This is a genomic window from Nocardioides glacieisoli (assembly GCF_004137245.1).
GTDB lineage: Bacteria > Actinomycetota > Actinomycetes > Propionibacteriales > Nocardioidaceae > Nocardioides > Nocardioides glacieisoli.
Genome location: NZ_SDWS01000007.1, coordinates 131,516 through 147,376, shown reverse-complemented (window position 1 = coordinate 147,376; position 15,861 = coordinate 131,516). Strand labels below are relative to the sequence as shown.

Annotated in this window: 15 protein-coding genes; 5 read left to right on the top strand and 10 right to left on the bottom strand. The window is 71.1% G+C overall.

Annotated features, from left to right (window positions below):
• Positions 1-50: 50 nt before the first annotated feature.
• Positions 51-1,394, top strand: coding sequence for a cation:proton antiporter (locus tag EUA06_RS15815; protein ID WP_242498187.1), 1,344 nt, complete (start codon positions 51-53; stop codon positions 1,392-1,394).
• A 103-nt stretch (positions 1,395-1,497) separates the two neighbouring features.
• Complete coding sequence (locus tag EUA06_RS15810) at positions 1,498-2,394, top strand: NAD(P)H-binding protein (protein WP_129477520.1); 897 nt, start codon at positions 1,498-1,500, stop codon at positions 2,392-2,394.
• On the opposite strand, the gene EUA06_RS15805 is transcribed toward EUA06_RS15810, so the two are convergent.
• The 4 genes from EUA06_RS15805 to EUA06_RS15790 form a co-directional block, all read right to left on the bottom strand.
• On the bottom strand, positions 2,391-3,077 hold the full coding sequence (locus EUA06_RS15805) for a CPBP family intramembrane glutamic endopeptidase (RefSeq protein WP_129477518.1): 687 nt from the start codon (positions 3,075-3,077) through the stop codon (positions 2,391-2,393). The genes EUA06_RS15810 and EUA06_RS15805 overlap by 4 nt on opposite strands.
• A gap of 10 nt (positions 3,078-3,087) precedes the next feature.
• Positions 3,088-4,164, bottom strand: coding sequence for an LLM class flavin-dependent oxidoreductase (locus EUA06_RS15800; protein WP_129477516.1), 1,077 nt, complete (start codon positions 4,162-4,164; stop codon positions 3,088-3,090).
• A gap of 224 nt (positions 4,165-4,388) precedes the next feature.
• Complete coding sequence (locus EUA06_RS15795; RefSeq protein ID WP_129477514.1) at positions 4,389-5,936, bottom strand: DEAD/DEAH box helicase; 1,548 nt, start codon at positions 5,934-5,936, stop codon at positions 4,389-4,391.
• Positions 5,937-6,162: 226 nt separating this feature from the next.
• Positions 6,163-6,603 carry an ArsI/CadI family heavy metal resistance metalloenzyme gene (locus tag EUA06_RS15790; protein WP_129477512.1) on the bottom strand — a complete coding sequence of 147 codons (441 nt, stop codon included), beginning with the start codon at positions 6,601-6,603 and terminating at the stop codon, positions 6,163-6,165.
• A gap of 73 nt (positions 6,604-6,676) precedes the next feature.
• Here EUA06_RS15790 and EUA06_RS15785 point away from each other — a divergent pair, with 73 nt between their 5' ends.
• The 3 genes from EUA06_RS15785 to EUA06_RS15775 are packed head-to-tail and all read left to right on the top strand — an operon-like array spanning position 6,677 to position 8,528.
• Positions 6,677-7,045 carry an ArsR/SmtB family transcription factor gene (locus EUA06_RS15785; protein WP_242498186.1) on the top strand — a complete coding sequence of 123 codons (369 nt, stop codon included), beginning with the start codon at positions 6,677-6,679 and terminating at the stop codon, positions 7,043-7,045.
• Between the two features lie 23 nt (positions 7,046-7,068).
• Positions 7,069-8,130: an ACR3 family arsenite efflux transporter gene (arsB, locus tag EUA06_RS15780; protein WP_129477814.1), complete on the top strand. Its 1,062-nt coding sequence runs from the start codon at positions 7,069-7,071 to the stop codon at positions 8,128-8,130.
• The gene (locus tag EUA06_RS15775) at positions 8,127-8,528 is read left to right on the top strand and encodes an arsenate reductase ArsC (protein WP_129477510.1); all 402 of its coding nucleotides are present in this window, start codon (positions 8,127-8,129) and stop codon (positions 8,526-8,528) included. The genes arsB and EUA06_RS15775 overlap by 4 nt, the downstream gene beginning before the upstream one ends.
• Before the next feature lie 33 nt (positions 8,529-8,561).
• Here the strand turns inward: EUA06_RS15775 and EUA06_RS15770 are convergent, their stop codons facing one another.
• From EUA06_RS15770 to EUA06_RS15745, 6 genes are all read right to left on the bottom strand, one after another.
• Positions 8,562-9,587: a LacI family DNA-binding transcriptional regulator gene (locus tag EUA06_RS15770; RefSeq protein WP_165354417.1), complete on the bottom strand. Its 1,026-nt coding sequence runs from the start codon at positions 9,585-9,587 to the stop codon at positions 8,562-8,564.
• Positions 9,588-9,597: 10 nt separating this feature from the next.
• A complete protein-coding gene (locus tag EUA06_RS15765; protein WP_129477506.1) occupies positions 9,598-11,070 on the bottom strand; it encodes a GH1 family beta-glucosidase in 1,473 nt (490 codons plus the stop codon).
• On the bottom strand, positions 11,067-11,885 hold the full coding sequence (locus tag EUA06_RS15760) for a carbohydrate ABC transporter permease (RefSeq protein WP_129477504.1): 819 nt from the start codon (positions 11,883-11,885) through the stop codon (positions 11,067-11,069). Before EUA06_RS15760 ends, EUA06_RS15765 begins: the two co-directional genes overlap by 4 nt.
• Complete coding sequence (locus EUA06_RS15755; protein WP_129477502.1) at positions 11,882-12,880, bottom strand: carbohydrate ABC transporter permease; 999 nt, start codon at positions 12,878-12,880, stop codon at positions 11,882-11,884. The genes EUA06_RS15760 and EUA06_RS15755 overlap by 4 nt, the downstream gene beginning before the upstream one ends.
• 29 nt (positions 12,881-12,909) lie before the next feature.
• Positions 12,910-14,190 (bottom strand): extracellular solute-binding protein, encoded by a 1,281-nt coding sequence (locus EUA06_RS15750; protein WP_242498185.1) that lies wholly within the window; start codon positions 14,188-14,190, stop codon positions 12,910-12,912.
• A 187-nt stretch (positions 14,191-14,377) separates the two neighbouring features.
• A complete protein-coding gene (locus EUA06_RS15745; protein ID WP_129477498.1) occupies positions 14,378-15,838 on the bottom strand; it encodes a flavin-containing monooxygenase in 1,461 nt (486 codons plus the stop codon).
• Positions 15,839-15,861 lie beyond the last annotated feature (23 nt).

Here is a 15,861-nt window from a genome sequence, read left to right as displayed (position 1 = left end):
TCCGGGTGACGGAAGCGACACGGCGACCGGTGCACTGGGAGTCTGGTGGGGTGCCCGACTCCCTGACCGGCGGTCCCCTGGTCTACTTCGTCCTCGGACTGTCCCTGCTGCTGGCGATCGTCCTGCCGCAGCTGACGCAGCGGATCGCGCTGTCCCCGCCCATGGTGCTCGTCGCCGTGGGCATGGCGGTCGGGATGCTGCCGGCCGCCGACATGGTCAGCCTCGATCCGACGGACCACCGCGACCTCGTCACGCACGTCACCGAGTTCACCGTGATCATCTCGCTGATGGGCGTCGGCCTGGCCATCGAGCGGACCCTCGACCTGCGGTCGTGGCGGTCCTGGCGGACGTGGTCCCCGGTCTGGCGCCTGCTCGCGGTCACGATGCCGCTGACCATCCTCGGCGTGGCGGTCCTCGGCTGGTGGGTCGCCGGGCTGGCTCCGGCCGTCGCCCTGTTGCTCGGCGCGGTGCTCGCGCCGACCGACCCGGTGCTGGCCTCCGACGTACAGGTGGGCGAGCCGCTCACCGAGGACGTCGACGAGCGGAGCGAGGAGGAGCGCGAGAGCCCCGACGAGGACGACGACATCCGCTTCTCGCTGACGGCCGAGGCGGGCCTCAACGACGGCCTCGCCTTCCCGTTCGTGCACCTGGCCCTGCTGCTCATCGCCGGCGGCTTCACGCTCGCCGACGTCGGCACGTGGATCGGCTGGTACGTCGTGGGCAAGATCGTCCTGGGCACCGCTGTGGGCATCGCGATCGGCTGGCTGCTGGGCCGGCAGGCGTTCCACTCCCGCAGCGACAACCTGCGCCTCGCCGACCACGGCGAGCCGCTGCTGGCGCTCGCCGCACTGCTGACGGCGTACGGCGCCGCGGAGCTGGTCGGCGGCTACGGCTTCCTCGCGGTCTTCGCGTGCGCGATGCGCGTACGGGCCTCCGAGCGCGGCCACTCCTACCAGCGCGCGATGCACGGCGTCGTCGAGCGCCTTGAGCGGCTGATGACGCTGCTCGTCCTGCTCGTGCTCGGCATGGCGATGACCCGCGGCCTGCTCGACCACCTGGACTGGCGCGGGATCGCGGTCGCGCTGGCGCTGGTGCTGGTGATCCGTCCGCTCGTCGGCTACGCCTCCCTCGCCGTGCTCGCACGCGACGAGGACCGCGAGGGCGGGCTCGACCGCGGCGAGATGTGGGCTGTCGCGTTCTTCGGCGTCCGGGGCATCGGCTCCCTCTACTACCTCGGCTACGCGGTCAGCCACGAGCAGGTGCCCGACGAGCCGTGGCTGTGGTCGACGGTCGCCTTCACCGTGATCGCGTCCGTGCTGCTCCACGGGGTGACGGCGACGCCGGCGATGGCGCGGCTCGACGCCCGCCGCGGCAAGACCTCCGCGCAGGGATGAATAACACCCCACGACGTTCTTCTCCTCCGCTGCGCTCCCCCGAACAACGCCGCGGGGACCCCGAAAGACGCACCCGGCTGGGCCCTGCTGACAGCATGGGGGCATGGCAACCGTCCTCGTCACCGGCGCGACAGGCTTCATCGGCCGCCGCCTCGTCCCCGCACTGATCGACGCCGGGCACGAGGTCCGCGCGATGACGCGACGCCCCGAGTCGTACGACGGCCCCGGCGAGGCCGTCGGCGCGGACGTCATGGACGCCGATTCCCTGCGTCCTGCGCTCGAGGGCGTCGACGCCGCCATCTACCTCGTCCACTCCCTCGACGACCCCGACTTCGAGCGCAAGGACGCCGACGCGGCGCGCAACTTCAGCGCCGCGGCAGCCGCCGCCGGTGTCGACCAGATCGTCTACATGGGCGGGCTCGGCGACGAGGGCCACGACCTCTCCCCCCACCTGCGTTCGCGGCGCGAGGTCGAGGGGCTGCTCGGCTCCGACGGCGTGCCGGTCACGGTGCTGCGCGCCGCGATCGTGGTCGGCCACGGCGGCATCTCGTGGGAGCTCACCCGCCAGCTGGTGAAGAACCTGCCGGCGATGGTGGTGCCCAAGTGGGTCGGCACGCGCACCCAGCCGATCTCCATCGACGACGTGGTCCGCTACCTCGCCGGCGTGGTCGGCAAGGAAGAGGCGCTGGGTCGGGTCTTCGAGATCGGCGGCCCGGAGACGCTGACCTACCGCGAGATGCTGCAGGGCGTGGCGCTCGCGATGAACGGTCGCAAGCTCCCGATCGTCGTGGTGCCGCTGCTCACGCCCGGCCTGTCGTCGCGCTGGCTGGCCCTGGTCACCGACGTCGACGTCACCACCGGCCGCAACCTCATCGACTCGATGTCGACCGAGGTCGTCGTGCGCGACACCTCGATCCGCGAGGTCGTGCCGGGCGAGCCGCTGACCTACGAGGAGTCCGTGCGCCGCGCGCTGGCCGAGCGGGAGTCAGCCGCCAGCTAGAACAGGAGCGGCAGCAGGAAGAGCATCGAGAGCGACCACGTGATGTGGGTCAGGATCGGCGCGAGGATGCCGCCGCTGGCACGCCGCTCGAGTCCGCACACCAGGCCGAGCACGATGGCGGCGAAGCCCAGCATCACGTTGCCGGTGGCGAGCGTCGCGACGACGTAGGCGAGCGTCGTCCAGAACACCGGGTGCTTCGGGATCGCGGCATACATCGCACCCCGGAAGAACAGCTCCTCGGCGATGCCGTTGAAGAACGTGATGATCGCCAGGACGGTCAGCGAGCCCTCGTCGGCGTACTCCAGCACGGAGCTGACGTAGTCGGCCAGAGGTGGGATCTCGCGGACCACGAGCGAGCCGAGGACGAAGATCCCCACCAGCACGAGTCCCACCAGGATCGGCGCGAGGATGGGCCGGACGAAGACCTCGTTGGCGCGCGCCATCCGGCCCAGGTGGAGCCGCCCTGACAGGAACGCGCCCGCCGCCCAGACGCCGGCGAGCACGACGGCGGCGACGTAGAACGTGTTGCCGCCCGGCTCGAGCCGCAGCGACCAGCCGAGGACGGCGGCCCCGACGAGCACCACGATCGCCGCGACGACCTGGCGTCGCCGGAAGGCCTCGGCGCTGTCGCGCTGGTCGCGCGGGACGACGTCCCACAGCGATCGCCGGATGAAGGTGCGCATGTCACCAAGCCTAGGCAGAGGCCAACAGCTCCCGGACGCGCGGGATGACTTCCTCGCCGTAGAGCCGGACCGACTCCAGCCGCTGCTCGTGCGGGAGCGCGCCGACGGAGTACTTCAGCTGGAAGCGAGACAGGCCGAGGGTCCGGGCGGCCCAGGCGATCTTCTGGGCGACCGTCTCGGGCGAGCCGACGAACATCGCGCCCTGCGGACCGGCGGCCTGCTCGAAGGCGATCCGGCTGTACGGGCCCCAGCCGCGCTCGCGCCCCAGGCGGGTGTAGAGGTCGGCCTGGTGGGGGTAGAGCTGCTCGCGGGCCTCGTCGTCGGTGGCCGCGACGTGGCCGGGCGAGTGCATGCCGATCGGCAGCTCGGCGTGGCCGTACTCGCCGAGCGCACGTCGGTAGAGGTCGGCGAACTGGACGAACGCCGCGGGCGAGCCTCCGATGACCGCCAGCACCAGCGGCATGCCGTACTTCGCGGCACGGACGACGGACTCCGGGGTGCCGCCGACGGCGATCCACGCCGGCACCTTGCCCGCCGTCGTCGTCGGGTAGACCTGCTTGTCCGCCAACGGGGCGCGGATGCTGCCCTGCCAGGTCACCGGCTCCTCGTGCTGGAGCACGGAGAAGAGGTCGAGCTTCTCGGCGAAGAGCCGGTCGTAGTCACCCAGGTCGTGGCCGAAGAGGCCAAACGACTCGATGAAGGACCCGCGGCCCAGCTGCACCTCGGCGCGGCCGTTCGACAGGGCGTCCAGGGTCGCGAAGCGCTGGTAGACCCGGATCGGGTCGTCGGAGGACAGCACGGTGACGCCGGTGCCCAGCCGGATCCGCTCGGTCTGCCCGGCGATCGCGGCGAGCACGACGTCGGGCGCGGAGATCGCGTAGTCCGCGCGGTGGTGCTCGCCGAGGCCGATGTAGTCGACGCCGACGCGATCGGCGAGGACGGCCTCGGCCACGACCTCCCGCAGGGTCTGCGCGTGGTTGCCCGGAGCGCCGTCGAGCGGCGCGTCCCCGAACGTGTCGAGGCCGAGCGAGATGTGCTCGCGCGTGCCGAGCACGCTGTGGTCGAAGCTCTGGTCCGGGCCGGTCATGGATCCTCCTGGGTGGTTGAAGGATGAACCACCAGCGTACGACGCCCATTCCAGGGCGTACTTGTCAGGCTCTCGCTGAACATGTCAGGCCGTGCACGGGCCGACAAGTTCAGCGATCCCCGGTCAGCCGGGGATCACGAAAGACGTACGCACATTGCCGGAACGCACTCGCCCCCGAGCCTGCGTGAGGCGCGGGGGCGAGGCGAATCGTGGAGGTTGCTGCGTCAGCGACCGCGGCTGAACGACGACGCGCTGTGCGCGCGAGCGCCGGTCGAGGCGCCGGCGGACGAGCCGCCGCCGGAGCGACGACGACGGTTGCCGCCACCGCCCTGGCCCTGGCCGCCACCCTGGCCGCCGCCCTGGCCGCCGCCCTGGCCGCCGCCCTGGCCGCCGCCGGAGCGACGACGCTGGCCGCCACCCCCGTTGGACGAGCTGGACGAGCCGGAACCGGGCGTCTCGCTGGTGTACGACGTCGGGTTGCCCCGACGTGACTGGCCGTTGGTCTGGCCCGAGCTGCGGGCCCGCTTGCGCTGGGCGTTGGCGCCGGTCGAACGACCACGCCCGCCACCGCCGGACGAGGCCGGGGCCTCGACGACGAGGCCGCCGGGCAGGCTGCGCTCGCCGGGGGCGAGCTGGACGAGCATCGCGTGGCCGGGGCCGCTGACCTTGGTGGTGGTCGGCTTGATGCCGGCCTGCCGCGTCAGGTCGCGCACGTCGCGCTGCTGCTCGTCGGTCATCAGCGTGATGACGGTGCCCTCGTTGCCCGCGCGCGCCGTGCGGCCCGAGCGGTGCAGGTAGGCCTTGTGCTCGGTGGGCGGGTCGGCGTGGATCACGAGCGACACGTCGTCGACGTGGATGCCGCGCGCGGCGATGTCGGTCGCGACCAGCGTGGTGGCGGTCCCGGAGTGGAACGCCTCCATGTTGCGGGTGCGGGCGTTCTGCGACAGGTTGCCGTGCAGGTCGACCGTGGGCACGCCGCTCTTGTTGAGCTGGCGGGCGAGCGCCTTGGCGCCGTGCTTGGTGCGGGTGAAGACGACCGTGCGACCGGGCGCGCTGGTCAGGTCGACCAGCACGGGCACGCGCTGCTCGCGGCTGAGGTGCAGCACGTGGTGGTGCATGGTCGAGACCGGCGACTGCGCCGAGTCGGCCTCGTGGGTCTTCGGCTGGTCGAGGTAGCGCTTGACCAGGACGTCGATCGCCTTGTCGAGGGTCGCGGAGAACAGCATCCGCTGGCCCTGGCGGGGCGTCTTGTCCATGATCCGGCGCACGCCGGGCAGGAAGCCGAGGTCGGCCATGTGGTCGGCCTCGTCGAGGATGGTGACCTCGATGGCGGACAGGTCGGCGTAGCCCTGGCCCATGAGGTCCTCGAGCCGACCGGGGCAGGCGATGACGATGTCGACGCCCTTCTTGAGCGCGGTCACCTGCGGGTTCTGGCCGACGCCGCCGTAGACGACGACGGACGACAGCCCGGCGGCCTTGGCGAGAGGCTGCAGCGCGGCGTGGATCTGGCCGACGAGCTCGCGGGTCGGCGCCAGGATCAGCGCACGCGGCTTGCGCGGCATGGCCGGCAGCTTGCTCCTGTCGAGGCGGGCGACCAGCGGGAGGAGGAAGGCGTACGTCTTGCCGGAGCCGGTGCGGCCACGGCCGAGGACGTCGCGGCCGGCGAGGCTGTCGGGCAGCGTCGCGGCCTGGATGGGAGTCGGAGTGGTGATGCCCTGCTGCTCCAGGATCTGGGCAAGCGAAGCGGGCACGCCGAGTTCGGCGAAGTTCATGTGAGTTGCTTTCGGTTGGCGTCTCGCCACCGTGTGCCGCGCTTCTGTGATGTGCGCGATCTACGTGCCTCAAGTGCTGAGGAAGGGTGCCGCGTCGATGGAGATGAGCGGCGACCTGCGCCCGGGGCAAGACCGGCCGGGCGTCTGAGTGCTCAACACTAGTGGGACGAGTGGTGTTCCCGTGAATCCCGCACGGTGTGAGGCCGGACTCAGGCGCCCGGACCGGTCAGGCGCAGCAGGGCTGCGCGTCCCCGGTGAGGTGCTCGCGGGACTCCTCGACGACGACATCGCTCGGGCCGGTCAGGTCGTCGGTGATCGTGTAGACCTCCCACCGCTCGCCGTCCGGCGTTCCCTGCACCCAGAACTTGTCCTGCTTGGCGTAGCAGCACGTGGTGTCGCGCTCCTCCGTCGTCGCGAAGCCGGCCGCGGCGAGGCGGGTGAGCTCGGCGTCGACGGTGTCGACGTCCCCGACCTCGACCCCGAGGTGGTTGACGCTCCCGCCCTTCCCGGGGTTCTCGATCAGGACGAGCTTGAGCGGCGGCTCGGCGATGGCGAAGTTGGCATAGCCCGGGCGGAGCTTGTGGGGCTCGGTGCCGAAGAGGGTGGAGTAGAAGGCGATCGACGTCTCGAGGTCGTCGACGTTGAGGGCGAGCTGCAGGCGGGACACGGTGGCTCCTTATATTGATGGTTGTCGATGTGTTGAGATTGCACCAGACATCGACATCTGTCAATATTGATCTGTGTCGAAGTCTCCCGCGACGTCCCAGCTGACCCTCACCCCCGTCGAGACGGCCGCCTGTTGCTCGCCGCTGCTGCGCGAGCCGCTGTCGCTCGAGCGCGCCGAGCAGGTCGTGCCGCTGCTCAAGGCCCTGGCCGACCCGGTGCGGCTCCGGCTGGTCTCGATCGTGGCCGCGAGCGAGGGCGGGGAGGCGTGTGTCTGCGACCTCAACGACGCGTTCGACCTCTCGCAGCCGACCATCAGCCACCACCTCAAGGTGCTGCACGAGGCCGGCGTCCTCGACCGGACCAAGCGGGGCGTGTGGGTCTACTACGGCGTACGCCGTGAGGTGCTGGCCGACATCGCCGCGCTCATCGGCGGCAGCGCGTGAGCGCCGACGACGGCACCGAGGTCATGGAGAAGCTCTCCACCCTCGACCGCCTGCTCCCTCTGTGGATCGGCCTCGCCATGGTCGCCGGCCTGCTGCTGGGACGTACGGTCCCGGGTCTCGACGAGGTCCTCTCGGCGGTCGAGGTCGACGGCATCTCGTTGCCGATCGCCATCGGGCTGCTCGTGATGATGTACCCGGTGCTGGCCAAGGTCCGCTACGACCGGCTCGACTCGGTGACCGCCGACCGACGCCTGCTCGTCGCGTCGCTCGTGCTCAACTGGGTGGTCGGCCCGGCCCTGATGTTCACCCTCGCGTGGCTGATGCTGCCGGACCTCCCGGCCTACCGCACCGGACTGATCATCGTCGGGCTCGCCCGCTGCATCGCGATGGTCATCATCTGGAACGACCTGGCCTGCGGCGACCGCGAGGCAGCGGCCGTCCTCGTCGCCCTCAACTCGGTCTTCCAGGTCATCGCGTTCGCCGGGCTCGGCTGGTTCTACCTCGAGGCGCTGCCCGGCTGGCTCGGCCTCGACGGCGCCGCGCTCGACGTCTCGGCGTGGCAGATCGCCAAGTCGGTGCTCGTCTTCCTCGGCATCCCGCTCCTGCTCGGCTGGCTGTCCCGGACCTACGGCGAGCGGGTCCGCGGCCGCGAGTGGTACGAGTCGTCGTTCCTGCCGCGCGTCGGACCGTGGGCGCTGATCGGGCTGCTCTTCACCATCGTGGTGCTCTTCGCGCTCCAGGGCGAGCAGGTCACCAGCCGTCCGCTCGACGTCGCGCGGATCGCGCTGCCGCTGCTGGCCTACTTCGCCCTGATGTGGGGTGGCGGGTTCCTGCTCGGCCACGCCCTCGGGATGTCGTACGCCCGCACCACCACGCTCGCCTTCACCGCCGCCGGCAACAACTTCGAGCTGGCGATCGCCGTCGCCATCGCGACCTTCGGCGTCACGTCCGGCCAGGCCCTGGCCGGCGTGGTCGGCCCGCTCATCGAGGTGCCGGTCCTGGTGGGCCTCGTCTACGTCAGCCTCGCCCTGCGCCACCGCTTCGCCGCCCCTGCTCCCGCCCCCGTCCAGGAGGACGTCCGATGACCACCCCCACCGTCCTCTTCGTCTGCGTGCACAACGCCGGCCGCTCGCAGATGGCCGCCGGGTGGCTGCGCCACCTCGCCGGCGACCGGGTCGAGGTGCTGTCGGCCGGGTCCGCGCCGGCGGGCTCCATCAACCCCGTCGCCGTCGAGGCGATGGCGGAGGTCGGCATCGACATCGCCGGCCAGCAGCCGAAGCTGCTGAGCGACGCAGCGGTCGAGCAGTCCGACGTCGTCATCACGATGGGCTGCGGCGACGCCTGCCCCTTCTACCCCGGCACGCGCTACGAGGACTGGGCGCTCGACGACCCGGCCGGCCAGGGCATCGACGCGGTCCGCCCCATCCGCGACGAGATCAAGGGCCGGGTCGAGGCGTTGATCGCCTCGCTCGCTCCTCGGTGATCGAGTAGCCCGAGAAACGAGGGCGTATCGAGATCAGGCGCTGTCGCGCTTCACGACCGTCGGCGGGATCACGATCCGCACCGGGTGGCTGCCGTCGACGCCGTCGACCCGCTCGAGCAGCAGCCGGGTGGCCCGCTCGGCCATCTCGACGACCGGCTGGCGCACGGTGGTGAGGGGCGGCGTCGTCCGCTCCGCGACTCCCAGGTCGTCGAAGCCGATGACGGCGATGTCGTCGGGCACGCGGCGGCCCAGCTCGGCCAGCACCTTGAGCGCCCCTGCGGCCATGAGGTCGGACGCGACGACGAGTCCGTCGAGGTCGGGGTGCCGCTCCATCAGGGCTCGGGTCGCGACGACCCCGCTGTCCTCGGTGAAGTCGCCGTGCTCGACGGCGTCGGTCGGCAGCCCGGCCTCCGCCATGGCCTGGCGCCAGCCGGCGAGGCGGTCGGCGGCGGCGGTCATGTCGGTGGGACCGGCGACGGTACCGATCCGTCTGCAGCCGCGGGCGATCAGCAGCTCGGTCGCCTCGCGTTCGCCGGCGGCGTTGTCGACGTCGACGTACGCCACCCGGTCGCCGCCCGTCCACGGCCGGCCGCCGAAGACGCAGGGCAGGCCGATGTCGGCGAGGTGCTCGGCGAGCCGGTCGTCGCGGTGGTGGGAGGTGACGATCGCGCCGTCGACGTGGCGGTTGGTCAGGTAGCGCAGGGTGCGCGCCGTGTCGGCACCGGGCCGCGCGAGCAGCAGCACCAGCTGGATGTCGCGCTCGGAGAGCACGCGGTTGACCCCGCGCAGGGTGCCGGCGAAGAAGGGGTCGGAGAAGACGCGGTCGTCGGGCTCGGGGACGAGCACGGCGATGGAGTCCGTACGACGCGTCACCAGGCTGCGGGCCGCGGGGTTCGGGACGTAGCCGAGCGTGCGCACCGCCAGGTCGACGGCCGACTGGGCGCGGGCGCTGACCCGCTGGCCGCCGTTGATCGCCCGCGACGCCGTGGCGCGCGAGACGCCCGCGACGCGGGCCACCTCGTCGAGGGTCGGCGAACCGGCGGCCGGCGGGATGCTCACGCGCGCCACGCTAGTGGCCCAGTGGGCCGGAAGCGGGCAGGATGCCGGTCCTCGCCAGGTCGGCGTACCAGTGCGCGCTCGACTTGGGCGTCCGCGCCTGGGTGGCGTAGTCGACGTGCACGAGTCCGAAACGCTTGGCGTAGCCGAAGGCCCACTCGAAGTTGTCGAGGAACGACCACTGGTAGAAGCCGCGCACGTCGACGCCCTCCTCGATCGCGAGGTGGACCGCGCGGAGGTAGGAGTCGAGGAACGCGATCCGGTCGGGGTCGTGGACGTCACCGTGCTCGTCGACCCGGTCGTCGAAGGCCGCGCCGGTCTCGGTGAGGTGGATCGGCAGGTGCGGGTAGTCGTCGTGCAGCCGGCGCAGCAGGCGGTGGAGGCCGTCGGGCTGGATCTCCCAGCCCATGGCGGTGACCGGCAGGCCGCGGCTCGGGAAGGTGACGTGCTCCGAGCCGACGAAGGGCGACAGCGCCACCCGGTCGGGGTGGTCGGCGCTGATGCCCACGACGTCGGTGCGCGGGTGCCCCGAGACCTCGTTGCCGTGGTAGTAGTTCACGCCCAGCACGTCGATCGGCGCGGCGATGGCTGCCAGGTCACCGTCGCGGACCACGTCGTACCAGTCGTGGCCCTGCCAGAGCAGGCCGCCGGTGTCGTCGAGCAGGTCCGCGGGGTAGGACCCGCGGAAGATCGGGTCGAGGAAGAGCCGGTTGTGCAGCGCGTCGATCCGCCGCGCGGCGTCGACGTCGACGGGGTCGCTCGGGTCGCTCGGGTCGGGCACGGTGAGGTTGAGGCTCAGCCCGAGCCTGTCGGCGCCGCGGCTGCGGAGCTCGGTCGTGGCCAGGCCGTGCGCGAGCAGCAGGTGGTGCGCCGCGACCAGGCCGGCCGCACCCTCCTGCCGGCCGGGCGCGTGGTGCCCGGCGGTGTAGCCGAGCAGCGAGGAGCAGAACGGCTCGTTGAGCGTCGTCCACGTCGGCACCCGGTCGCCGAGCGCCTCGTGCACCGAGACGGCGTACTCGACGAAGCGGTGGGCGGTGTCGCGGTTGGTCCACCCGCCCGCGTCCTCGAGCACCTGCGGCAGGTCCCAGTGGTAGAGCGTGAGCCACGGCGCGATGCCGCGCTCGAGGAGCTTGTCGACGAGCCGGTCGTAGAACGCCAGTCCGGCCGCGTTGGCCGGACCGGCGTCCGGACGCACCCGCGGCCACGCCACCGAGAACCGGTACGACGTGGCGCCGAGGTCGGCGAGGAGATCCACGTCTGCCGGCATCCGGTGGTAGTGGTCGCAGGCGACCTCGCCGGTGTCGCCGCCCAGGACGGCACCGGGGATGCTCGAGAAGGTGTCCCAGATCGACGGCGTGCGTCCGTCCTCGGCGACGGCGCCCTCGATCTGGTAGGACGCGGTCGCCATGCCCCAGGTGAAGTCCGCCGGGAAGCGGACCTCCTCGCGGGGGCCTGTGTCGACGCGGGGCTTGCTCTGGACGCTCATCCCTTGACTGCTCCTTGCATGATGCCGGCCACGAGCTGGCGGCCGGTGAGGACGAAGAGGACCAGCAGCGGGACGGTCGCGACCGTCGCGCCCGCGAGCACGAGGCTGTAGTCGACGTAGTAGCCGCTCTGGAGCTGCTGGAGTGCGATCTGGACGGTGGGGTTGCTGGCCGGCAGCACGATCAGCGGCCAGAAGAAGTCCGTCCACGTGGCCATGAAGGTGAAGAGCCACAGGATCCCCGCGGCCGGGCGCGCGGCCGGCACGGCGACGTTCCAGAACGTGCGGAAGAGGTTGCAGCCGTCGACGCGGGCGGCGTCGATGAGCTCGTCGGGGATCGCGTCGACGAGGTACTGGCGCATGAAGAAGACGCCGAACGCCGTGACCATGCCGGGCACGATCAGCGCCCACAGCGACCCGACCCAGCCCAGCTTCGCCATCACGATGAAGAGCGGGATCACACCGAGCTGCGTCGGCACGGCCAGGGTGGCGACGAGGAAGACGAGCAGTGGCGTACGCCCGCGGAACGCGAGCTTGGCGAACGCGAACCCGGCCAGGGTGGAGAAGAACACGACCGACGTGGCGACCGTCCCGGAGACGATGAGGCTGTTGCCCAGCGCCTTCCAGAACGGCACGGCGTCGAAGGCGCGCTGCGCGTTGTCCCAGAAGTGACCGCCCGGGAGCAGCGGCGGCACCCGCTTGGTCAGCACGTCGCGGCTGTGCGAGCCGACGAGGAAGGACCAGTAGAGCGGCGCGCACGATCCCAGCACGAAGGCGGTGAGCAGGCCGTAGACGAGGAAGCCGGGGCGACGGTTCATCGCGCACCTCCCCGCAACGCGCCGGTGCGTCGGCTCACCCACAGGTTGAAGCCGGCGAACAGGACGATGATCAGGAAGAGCAACCACGCGACGGCGCTGGCCATGCCGAGGTCGCGCACGCGCCAGCCGAGCTCCCAGAGGTACATCGTCAGGGTCTGGTACTGCCGGTCCGAGCCGCCCAGCCCCTGGGTGTCGAAGAGCCTCGGCTCGGCGAAGATCTGCAGTCCGCCGATGGTCGAGGTGATGACGACGAAGATCAGCGTCGGCCGGATCGTCGGGATCGTGATCGAGAGGAACTGGCGTACGCGCCCGGCGCCATCGAGCGCCGCGGACTCGTAGAGGTCGCGCGGGACGGCCTGCATCGCGGCCAGGAAGATGAGCGCGTTGTAGCCGGTCCAGCGCCAGTTGACCATCGACGCGATCGCCACGTGGCTGGCGAGGGCGTCGACGTGCCAGCGGATCGGGTCGAGCCCGATGCCCTGCAGCGCCTCGTTGACCAGGCCGTAGCGGTCACCGAAGACGTTGCCGAAGATCAGTGCGACGGCTGCCGGCGCCACGACGAAGGGGATCAGGATGCTCATCCGCCACAGCGTCCGGCCCCGCAGCTGGGTGTCGAGCAGTCCGGCCAGCACCAGGGCGATGAGCACCTGCGGCACCGACGAGAGCACGAAGATGCTGAAGGTGTTGCGCAGCGCGTTCCAGAAGTAGCGGTCCTCGAGGACGCGGCGGTAGTTCTCCAGGCCGGAGAAGTCGCCCTGCCCGGAGAGCAGGCCCCAGTCGTGGACCGACACCCACGCGGTGTAGGCCAGCGGGAACATCCCGACCAGCAGGAACAGCAGGAAGAACGGGGAGACGAAGACGTACGGCGTCACCTTGACGTCGAGCAGCGCGAGGCGCTGGCGCCACGGGGCCCGGCCGCCGCCGGGTCGACCCCCGGTCGGGGACGCCACCGTCACACTGGCGTCCCCGACCGGTTGCTCGGTCTTCGTGCTCATCGTCGTCGCTCAGCTTCGTCCGGTACCGGTCAGCCGAGCCGCTCGACGTCCGCGAGGAAGGACTCCCAGGCCTCGTCGGGCGTCTCCTTGCCCTCGTCGACGCGCTGGATCGCCTGCTGGAACGCGGTGTTGATGTCGGCGAACTTCGGGCCCTTGTGCGCGATGAACGGCACGGCCTCGGCCCGCTCGGCAAGGATCTCGCCGGTGGGTGCGTCGTTGAAGAACGCGTTGGTCGAGCCGGTCAGGGCCGGGTCGTCGAGCGCGTCGACCTGGCTCGGGAAGGTGCCCTTGGCCTCGAACGCCTTGATCTGCTGCTCGGGAGCGGTCAGCCAGGCAGCGAGCGCCTTGGCCTCCTCCGGGTGGTCACCCTGGGCGGGGACCGTCAGGTAGGAGCCACCCCAGTTGCCGCCGCCGCCGGGGAAGACGTTGGCGATGTCCCAGCCCTCGACGCCGTCGGCGTTGCCCTCGATGACGCCGAGCATCCAGCCCGGGCAGGCCATCGTGGCGAAGCCGTCGTTCTGGAAGGACGCCGTCCAGTCCTCGCTCCACTGGGTGAGGCCGGTGGTGAGGCCGTCCGCGACGTTGCCGGTCACCGCGTCGAAGACCGCCTTCACCTCGGCGTTGTCGGCCGCGATGACGGTGTTGTCCTCGTCCTCGAAGGAGTACTCGGTCTGGTTGATCATCGCCTGCGCGGTGCCGCCCGAGGAGTCGTACCAGGCAGTGCCCGGCACCTTGTCGACGAACTCGCGACCGGTCTCGAAGTAGGTGTCCCAGTCAGCGAAGAGGGACGCCACCTCCTCGCGGTCGGTCGGCAGGCCGGCCTTCTCGAAGAGGTCGGAGCGGTAGCACATGCCCTCGGGGCCGATGTCCGTGCCGTAGCCGATGAGCTGGCCCTCCGGCGTGGTGGCGGCCTCGCTCTTCCAGTCCAGCCAGCGGCCCTCGACGTCGGGGTCGGAGAGGTCGACGAAGGCGTCCGACTGCTCCATCAGCGCGGACCACCAGTCGACCTCGATCGCCTCGATGTCGGAGAGGCCCGAGCCCGCGGCGAGCTTGGTGTAGAGGTTGTCCTGGTGCTCGTTGGCGGTGCCGGCCTTCTTCTGCTCGACCACCACCTCGTCCTGCATCGCGTTGTACTCCTCGATGAGCTCCTCGTAGCCGAACTCGTTGAAGGTCGCGACGGTGAGCTTGATCTTGCCGTCCGCGGTCGTGCCCCCGTCGTCGCCGCCGCACGCAGCCACCGTCGTCGCGAGGGTGAGCGCCAGCAGGGCGCTCGTGGCGAGTCGGGCTCGCCGGGTCCTGAATGTCTGCACCACTGCACTCCTGCCGTCCTGCGAAGCGCCGGACTGGTTGTCCGGCCGGGAGGTGGACGAGAGGTGAGAGGTGTGAGAGCGCTTCCACTTTCGTCCGCGCCCCACCATGGCAGGCGTCACATCCAGTGTCAACGGCGCGCTCGAAAGTCGTACGACATTTGTGGGAGCGCTTCCACCAGCCGCGTGCTCAGGACCAGTCCAGCACGCCGTCGTCGAGCTTCGCGGTCCGGATCTTCACCGCGTCGTAGAGGTAGTTCTGCCGGAGCGCCCACGGCGCGACCGTGCCCTGGCGCGGAAGGGTGTGCACCAGGCGCTGGACGTAGCCGGCGTCGAAGTCCATCAGCGGCACCTCGGCGACGGACTCGTCGCGAACCGGCACGACCCTGCGGTTGCCGGTGGAACGCATCCGCTTCAGCAGCCGGACGACGTACTCAGCCACGAGGTCGGCCTTCAGCGTCCACGAGGCGTTGGTGTAGCCGATGGTGAAGGCGAAGTTGGGGACGCCCGAGAGCATCATCGCCCGGTAGGCCATGGTCTCGTGGGGCAGGACCCGCTGGCCGTCGACGACCAGCTCGGTGCCACCGAAGACCTGCAGGTTGAGGCCCGTCGCGGTCACCACGACGTCGGCGTCGAGGTGCTGGCCCGAGGCGAGCTCGACGCCGGTCTCGGTGAAACCGGTGACCTGGTCGGTGACGACCGAGGCCGACCCGTCCTTGATGGCCGCGAAGAGGTCGCCGTCCGGCACCAGGCACATCCGCTGGTCCCAGGGGTCGTACGTCGGGTTGAAGTGGGTGTCGACGGCGTAGCCGGGCGGCAGCTGGGCGACGTTGGCCTTGCGGACGACCTTCCGCACCAGCTCGGGACGCGCCCGGCTGAGCCGGTAGAGCGCGGACTGGAGGGCGATGTTCTTCCAGCGGGTGACGGAGTACGCGCGCTCCTCACCGACCATCCGGGTCAGCCGGCCCTTGATCGAGTCGTTGCCCGGCACCGAGACGACGTACGTCGGTGAGCGCTGCAGCATCGTCACGTGGCTCGCGCCGCCCGCGGCCAGCGCCGGGACGAGCGTCACCGCGGTCGCACCCGACCCGATCACCACCACGCGCTTGCCGGTGTGGTCGAGGTCCTCGGGCCAGTGCTGCGGGTGCACGATCTCGCCCCGGAACCGGTCGCGGCCGGCGAGCTCGGGGGTGTAGCCCTCGGCGTAGTCGTAGTAGCCGCTGCACACCCAGAGGAAGTCGGCGGTCGTCGTGCGGCGCTCCCGTCCACCTGCTCCGTCGACCTCGGACGTCACCGTCCACCGCGCGGTCGTCGAGTCCCACGCGGCCGACACGACGTCGTGGCCGTAGCGGACGTGCTCGTCGACGCCGTACTCACGCGCGGTCTCGCGGACGTAGTCGAGGATCGACTGGCCGTCGGCGAGCGCGACGTTGCCGCGCCACGGCCGGAAGCGGTAGCCGAGGGTGTGCATGTCGGAGTCCGACCGCACGCCCGGGTAGCGGAACAGGTCCCAGGTGCCGCCGCTGACGGCACGGCGCTCGAGGACGACGTACGACATCGCGGGCAGGTCCTTGGCCAGGTGGGCCGCCGCACCGATGCCCGAGAGTCCTGCCCCGATGATCAGCACGTCGACGTGGTCGGCCTTCGTCATGGCGTCCAATCTAGGCCGCGCGG